Here is a 7,542-nt window from a genome sequence, read left to right as displayed (position 1 = left end):
CCCCGACCCCGCCCTGGCCTCCCTCCGGCAGCGCCTCGTCGTCTCCGCCGCACTCGCCGCCCCCGTCGTCGCCCTGGCGATGATCCCGGCGCTCCAGTTCGACAACTGGCAGTGGCTCTCGCTCACCCTCGCCGCGCCCGTCGTGGTCTGGGGCGCCCTGCCCTTCCACCGGGCAGCCTGGACCAACCTCAGGCACGGCGCGGCGACCATGGACACGCTCGTCTCCGTCGGGACCCTCGCCGCCTTCGGCTGGTCGCTCTGGGCGCTGTTCCTCGGTGACGCCGGGATGCCCGGGATGCGGCACGGCTTCGACCTGACGGCCTCCCGGACCGAGGGCTCGACGACCATCTACCTGGAGGTCGCGGCGGGCGTCGCCACCTTCATCCTGCTGGGCCGCTATCTGGAAGCGAAGTCCAAGCGGAGGGCCGGGGCCGCGCTCCGGGCGCTGATGCACCTGGGCGCCAAGGACGTGGCCGTACTGCGCGGCGGGGCCGAGGTGCGCGTCCCCGTCGGCCGGCTCGTCGTGGGCGACCGCTTCGTCGTCCGGCCTGGCGAGAAGATCGCGACGGACGGCACGGTCGTCGAGGGCTCGTCCGCCGTGGACGCGTCCATGCTCACCGGCGAATCCGTTCCCGTGGACGTGGGCACCGGGAACCAGGTCGCCGGGGCAACGGTGAACGTCTCGGGCCGGCTCGTCGTCGAGGCGACCCGCGTCGGCGCGGACACCCAGCTGGCCCGGATGGCGAAGCTCGTCGAGGACGCCCAGAACGGCAAGGCCGAGGTCCAGCGCCTGGCCGACCGGGTCTCGGCGGTCTTCGTCCCGGTCGTCCTGCTGATCGCCCTGTCCACCCTGATCGTCTGGCTGCTGACCACGGACGACGTGACGGCGGCGTTCACGGCGGCGGTCGCCGTCCTGATCATCGCCTGCCCCTGCGCCCTGGGCCTCGCCACCCCGACCGCCCTCATGGTCGGCACCGGACGCGGCGCCCAGCTCGGCATCCTCATCAAGGGCCCCGAAGTCCTGGAATCCACCCGCCGCATCGACACCATCGTCCTCGACAAGACCGGCACCGTCACCACCGGCCGCATGACCCTCCAGGCCGTCCACACGGCCGCCGGAACCACCGACACCGAGGCCCTCCACCTGGCCGGAGCCCTGGAACACGCCTCCGAACACCCCATCGCCCAGGCCGTCGCCACCGCAGCCACCGAACGCACCGGCACCCTCCCCACCCCCGAGGACTTCACCAACGTCCCCGGACTCGGCGTCCAGGGCACCGTGGAGGGGCACGCCGTCCTCGTCGGGCGGCCCCGGCTGCTCACCGACGCCGGGATCACCCTCCCCGACACCCTGGCCGCCGCCTTCGAGGAGGCCGCCGCTCAAGGGCGTACGGCCATCGCGGTCGGCTGGGACGGCGAGGCACGCACGGTCCTGGAGGTGGCCGACGCGGTCAAGGACACCAGCGCCGAAGCCGTCGCCGCGCTCCGGGATCTCGGCCTCACCCCGATCCTGCTGACCGGTGACAACCGCGCCGCGGCGGAGTCCGTGGCCCGCGAGGTCGGCATCGACGAGGTCCGCGCCGAGGTGCTGCCCGAGGAGAAGGCGCACGTCATCCGGGGTCTGCAGGCTCAGGGGCGGGTCGTCGCCATGGTCGGTGACGGGGTCAACGACGCCGCCGCGCTGGCCACCGCCGACCTGGGTCTGGCGATGGGAACCGGCACCGACGCGGCGATCGAGGCGAGCGACCTCACCCTCGTTCGTGGAGATCTCAAGGTGACAGCAGACGCCATCCGTCTCTCCCGGCGCACCCTCACCACCATCAGGGGCAACCTTTTCTGGGCATTCGGCTACAACGTGGCCGCTCTACCCCTTGCGGCATTTGGGCTGCTCAACCCTATGATTGCTGGAGCGGCGATGGCCTTCTCCTCGGTCTTCGTCGTGACGAACAGCCTGCGCCTGCGGTCCTTCACGTAATTTCCACAATGAGATCCAGATCACATCGGTTTCAGGGTAACCATTCGATGGGTTCGTAAGTCTTAGAGTGCGATGCCAAGGATGTCTTGGGGGACGTCCGGCGGAGCATCTTGGGGGATGCTCCGGGCAAGTGGGCCGGGGCACGTACACCGGGGAGCTTTGAGCGGCCCTCCCGTCGGTACGTACCCCGGCAGACCACAGGCAGGAACGCACACGCAGTACCCGCAGTACCGAGGCACCACCCAGGAGCTACGGCTCCCACAGAACGCCCGGCCGGATCCCGTGGGGGGAATCCGCTCCGGGATATGGGAAGCGCCTCGCTGTCGGCCCGTGGGGGGATCGATGGCGAGGCGCTTCTCGCTTGTTGCGGGAGCGCTCCCGGGTCTGTGCGCGCCGGGCTCCGCCGCCCCGCCGCCCGCCCCCGGAAATGCGCAACGCCCCGGACTCCGCGTCGCTCGGGGCGAGGGCGCGGCAGTACGGGGCGAAGGAACCGGCGTCAGTCAGGGCCGGGATGACGCGGGAGGGGTCACTCAGCGGCCCTCGACCGGGACGAAGTCGCGCAGGACCTCGCCGGTGTAGATCTGGCGCGGGCGGCCGATGCGGGAACCCGGCTCCTTGATCATCTCGTGCCACTGGGCGATCCAGCCGGGCAGCCGGCCGAGCGCGAAGAGCACGGTGAACATCTCGGTCGGGAAGCCCATCGCGCGGTAGATGAGGCCCGTGTAGAAGTCCACGTTCGGGTAGAGGTTGCGCGAGACGAAGTACTCGTCGGAGAGCGCGTGCTCCTCCAGCTTGAGCGCGATGTCGAGCAGCTCGTCGGACTTGCCGAGCGCGGACAGCACGTCGTGCGCGGCAGCCTTGATGATCTTGGCGCGCGGGTCGAAGGACTTGTACACCCGGTGGCCGAAGCCCATCAGGCGGACGCCGTCCTCCTTGTTCTTCACCTTGCGGATGAAGGAGTCGACGTCGCCGCCGTTGGCCTGGATGCCTTCCAGCATCTCCAGGACCGACTGGTTGGCGCCGCCGTGCAGGGGGCCCCAGAGCGCGGAGATGCCGGCGGAGATCGAGGCGAACATGTTCGCCTGCGAGGAGCCGACCAGACGCACGGTGGAGGTCGAACAGTTCTGCTCGTGGTCCGCGTGCAGGATGAGCAGCTTGTCGAGCGCCGAGACGACGACCGGGTCGAGCTCGTACTCCTGGGCCGGGACCGAGAAGGTCATGCGCAGGAAGTTCTCGACGTAGCCGAGGTCGTTGCGCGGGTAGACGAACGGGTGACCGATCGACTTCTTGTACGCGTACGCGGCGATGGTCGGGAGCTTGGCGAGCAGCCGGATCGTCGAGAGGTGGCGCTGCTCCTCGTCGAACGGGTTGTGGCTGTCCTGGTAGAACGTGGACAGCGCGCTGACGACCGAGGACAGCATGGCCATCGGGTGGGCGTCGCGCGGGAAGCCGTCGAAGAACCGCTTGACGTCCTCGTGCAGCAGGGTGTGCTGGGTGATCTCGTTCTTGAAGGTCGACAGCTCGTCGACCTTGGGAAGCTCACCGTTGATCAGCGTGTACGCGACCTCGAGGAACGTCGAGCGCTCGGCGAGCTGCTCGATGGGGTAGCCGCGGTAGCGCAGGATGCCCTGCTCGCCGTCGAGGTAGGTGATGGCCGATTTATAGGCCGCGGTGTTGCCGTATCCGCTGTCCAGCGTCACCAGGCCGGTGTTCGCCCGGAGCTTCCCGATGTCGAAGCCCTTGTCGCCGACGGTGCTGTCGATCACCGGGTAGGTGTACTCGCCATCGCCGTACCGCAGTACCACAGCGTTGTTGGTGTGCTCGCTCACGTCATCCCTCACCGACGTAGTGCCTCTTCTTCGAGGTTCCCTGACTGTCTCCACCCTCCCCCATTTGGCTCAGGAGAGTGCACTCGGGGTCGTCCATTGGACCTACTCGCGGCACTGAGTGCCGCGAACTTAGCCATCCTGCCCCCTTGACTGCGGTTCCGGAAGACCTCCGTGATGTTTCCCACCGTTTTGATCGATCATTTTTACCGATGATCCTCCGTCGGCGTCTCCGCGCAGCCGGTGATCCAGCGCCGTACAGCGTCTGCCTGCGGAAACCGTGCGGACCGCCTGTCCGATCGCCTGCCGGGAGCCGACCAGGACGACGAGCTTCTTGGCCCGCGTCACGGCCGTGTACAACAGGTTCCGCTGGAGCATCATCCACGCGCTCTTCGTCACCGGAATGACGACGGCGGGGTACTCGCTGCCCTGCGAACGGTGGATCGTCATGGCGTACGCGTGGGCCAGCTCGTCCAGCTCGTCGAAGTCGTAGCCGATCTCCTCGTCCTCGTCGGTGAGGACGGTCAGCCGCTGTTCGTCCAGGTCAAGGCCGGTGACGACGCCGACCGTGCCGTTGAAGACACCGTTCTCGCCCTTGTCGTAGTTGTTGCGGATCTGGGTGACCTTGTCCCCGACGCGGAACACCCGGCCGCCGAACCGCTTCTCCGGCACCCCGGGCCGCCCCGGGGTGATCGCCTGCTGGAGCAGCCCGTTGAGATGACCGGCCCCGGCCGGGCCCCGGTGCATCGGCGCGAGCACCTGGACATCGCGGCGCGCGTTCAGCCCGAACTTGGCCGGAATACGACGGGCGGCGACGTCCACCGCGAGCACACCCGCGTCCTCGGTCTCGTCCTCGACGAAGAGGAAGAAGTCGCTGAGCCCTTGAGTGAGGGGCGGTACGCCGGAATTGATGCGGTGCGCGTTGGTGACGACGCCCGACTGCTGGGCCTGGCGGAAAATGGTGGTCAGCCGGACCGCCGGCACCGGACCGCCGTCCGCGAGCAGGTCCCGCAGCACCTCCCCCGCGCCCACCGAGGGCAGTTGGTCCACATCGCCGACGAGCAGCAGGTGGGCACCGGGTGCCACCGCCTTGACCAGCTTGTTGGCGAGCAGCAGATCGAGCATCGACGCCTCGTCGACGACGACCAGATCCGCGTCCAGCGGCCGGTCCCTGTCGTACGCCGCGTCGCCGCCCGGCTTCAGTTCCAGCAGCCGGTGCACGGTGGACGCCTCGGCACCCGTCAGCTCCGAGAGCCGCTTCGCCGCGCGGCCGGTGGGCGCGGCGAGCACCACCTTCGCCTTCTTGGCGCGTGCCAGTTCCACGATGGACCGGACCGTGAACGACTTGCCGCAGCCCGGTCCGCCGGTCAGCACCGCGACCTTCCGGCTCAGCGCGAGCCGTACGGCGGCTTCCTGCCCGGGGGCCAACTGGGCGCCGGTCCGGCCGGCGAGCCACTTCAGGGCCTTGTCCCAGTCCACGTCCGCGAAGCCGGGCATCCGCTCCTCCGGCGTCCGCAGCAGCCGCCGCACCTGCGCGGCGAGCGAGATCTCCGCCCGGTGGAACGGCACGAGGTACACCGCCGTGACCGGCTCCCCGCCCTCGGGCGACGGCACCTTCTCCCGTACGACGCCTTCCGGTTCCTCCGCCAGCTCGGCCAGGCACTCGATGACCAGCCCGGTGTCCACTTGAAGCAACTTCACCGCGTCCGCGATCAGCCGCTCCTCGGGCAGGAAGCAGTGCCCCTGGTCCGTGGACTGCGACAGCGCGTACTGCAGCCCGGCCTTGACCCGTTCCGGGCTGTCGTGCGGGATGCCGACGGCCTGGGCGATCCGGTCGGCGGTCAGGAAGCCGATGCCCCAGACGTCGGCGGCCAGCCGGTAGGGCTGGTTCTTCACGACGGAGATCGAGGCGTCCTCGTACTTCTTGTAGATCCGCACCGCGATGGACGTCGAGACGCCGACGCCCTGGAGGAAGACCATGACCTCCTTGATCGCCTTCTGCTCCTCCCACGCGGCGGCGATCATCTTCGTCCGCTTGGGCCCGAGCCCCGGAACCTCGATCAGCCGCTTGGGCTCCCGCTCGATGATGTCGAGCGTGTCCACGCCGAAGTGGGTGGTGATCCGGTCGGCCATCACGGGCCCGATGCCCTTGATCAGCCCGGAGCCGAGGTAGCGCCGGATGCCCTGGATGGTGGCGGGGAGGATCGTCGTGTAGTTCTCCACGACGAACTGCTTGCCGTACTGCGCGTGGGAGCCCCAACGCCCCTCCATCCGCAGCGACTCCCCGGGCTGCGCCCCGAGCAGCGCCCCCACGACGGTGAGCAGGTCATTGCTCCCCCGTCCGGTGTCGACGCGGGCGACGGTGTACCCGTTCTCCTCGTTGGCGTACGTGATCCGTTCGAGTACGCCTTCGAGGACGGCCATGTTCGGCACGGTGGGCGTGGTGGACATGGAGGCGACGGTATCGGGCGGGACCGACAGAGCGCGGGCCGCACCCGAGAAGTCGCCGGTGCCATGAGCGGCACCGGCGCCCCGCAACGGTCAGGAAGCCACCGCGGTCAGTGAGCGGCTGTGCTTCGGGGTCTCGATCTCGTCGACCAGGGCGACCGCCAGGTCCGCGTACGAGAGGGAATCGGCGTCCGGCAGCAGCGCGTTGCCGCCCGTCCGGTAGTGGCCGGTGCGCTCGGCCTCGTCGTCCAGGAACACCGGCGGCGGGGCGAGCACCACCCAGTCGACGGTCGTCCCGGCGGCGCGCAGCACATCCAGTTCCGCCGCGTGGCCGAGCGAGAAGGTCCGGGCGTCCGCCGGGAAGCCGGGGGTGTCGTGGAGCATGACGCCCGGGGCCGCCTCCAGCGTCGTACCGATCCCGACCAGCACCAGCCGGGGCACGCCCGCCCTCTCCAGGCCGGCCAGCAGCGCGTGCGCCGCGCCCACGAAGAACTCGGCCGACGGCATGTCCATCCGTGCCGCGGCGCCGATCGCCGCGTCATGGCCCTTTGCCACCGCCGCCACGCTCTCCGCGTCGGTCACGTCTCCGGCGACCACGTCCACCCCTGGCCCGCCGAGCCCAGGATGCGCGGCGGGGTCCCGCACCACGGCCGTCACCCGGTGCCCCCGCGCCACGGCCTCCGCGACCGCCCGCCGCCCCGCGCGTCCACCGGCTCCGAACACAGCGATCCTGCTCATGGGTTGTCCCCCCGTCAGGGCCCGCGTCGTCCGTGGGCCGTTGCCGTGACGCTAGACGGGCACCCCATGGTTTCCGCAACGATAGTTACGTACGCTCGACGGAGTGAGCGAACCTCTTGACGCCGACATGTTCACCGGCTGCGACCACACCGAATCGCCGTTCCGGCTGGGCGGCAAGTGGACCGCGAAGATCGTCCGGTGCCTGGAGGACGGACCCCGGCGCTTCTCCGAACTCGCGGTCCCGCTGCGCGGCATCACCCCGAAGGTGCTCACCGAGACCCTTCGCTCCATGGAACGGGACGGCCTGATCACCCGTACCGTCGGCGACGGCGTCCCGCCCCGCGTCGACTACGCCCTCTCCCCGCTCGGCCGCTCGGTGCTCGCCCCCATGGCCGCCTGCTGCGCCTGGGCCGCCGCGCATCTGCCGGAGGTGGAGGGCGCACGCGAGGCCTACGAGGAGACGGCCGGGCCGGCCCTCCGCTGAACGGGCCGCCACCGCCCCCCGGAATCCTGTCATCCGCCGGCGGAACCCCTGTACGGTGAGCGTCTTTCCCG

The 7,542-nt window shown here is 69.9% G+C and carries 5 protein-coding genes; 2 read left to right on the top strand and 3 right to left on the bottom strand.

Annotated features, from left to right (window positions below):
• Positions 1-1,975, top strand: a 1,975-nt coding sequence (locus EAO73_RS17175) for a copper-translocating P-type ATPase (protein ID WP_147973492.1), incomplete at its 5' end; no start/stop codon positions are given.
• A gap of 530 nt (positions 1,976-2,505) precedes the next feature.
• On the opposite strand, the gene EAO73_RS17170 is transcribed toward EAO73_RS17175, so the two are convergent.
• The 3 genes from EAO73_RS17170 to EAO73_RS17160 all read right to left on the bottom strand — a co-directional run bounded on the left by EAO73_RS17170 (position 2,506) and on the right by EAO73_RS17160 (position 6,987).
• Positions 2,506-3,804 carry a citrate synthase gene (locus tag EAO73_RS17170; RefSeq protein ID WP_018518088.1) on the bottom strand — a complete coding sequence of 433 codons (1,299 nt, stop codon included), beginning with the start codon at positions 3,802-3,804 and terminating at the stop codon, positions 2,506-2,508.
• Positions 3,805-3,933: 129 nt separating this feature from the next.
• Complete coding sequence (locus EAO73_RS17165) at positions 3,934-6,234, bottom strand: ATP-dependent RecD-like DNA helicase (protein ID WP_224756406.1); 2,301 nt, start codon at positions 6,232-6,234, stop codon at positions 3,934-3,936.
• A 108-nt stretch (positions 6,235-6,342) separates the two neighbouring features.
• Positions 6,343-6,987, bottom strand: coding sequence for an NAD(P)-dependent oxidoreductase (locus EAO73_RS17160; protein WP_191134115.1), 645 nt, complete (start codon positions 6,985-6,987; stop codon positions 6,343-6,345).
• 127 nt (positions 6,988-7,114) lie between these two features.
• On the opposite strand from EAO73_RS17160, the gene EAO73_RS17155 reads away from it, so the two are divergent.
• Positions 7,115-7,471: a winged helix-turn-helix transcriptional regulator gene (locus tag EAO73_RS17155; protein ID WP_147973490.1), complete on the top strand. Its 357-nt coding sequence runs from the start codon at positions 7,115-7,117 to the stop codon at positions 7,469-7,471.
• Positions 7,472-7,542 lie beyond the last annotated feature (71 nt).

This window comes from Streptomyces sp. col6 (assembly GCF_008042035.1).
In the GTDB taxonomy this organism is placed as follows: domain Bacteria; phylum Actinomycetota; class Actinomycetes; order Streptomycetales; family Streptomycetaceae; genus Streptomyces.
This window is presented reverse-complemented; position numbering and strand designations above follow the sequence as displayed.

Coding starts and splice junctions, on each gene's coding strand:
- EAO73_RS17155 (WP_147973490.1), top strand. CDS start 7,115: ATGTTCACCGGCTGCGACCACACCGAATCGCCGTTCCGGCTGGGCGGC.
- EAO73_RS17160 (WP_191134115.1), bottom strand. CDS start 6,987: ATGAGCAGGATCGCTGTGTTCGGAGCCGGTGGACGCGCGGGGCGGCGG.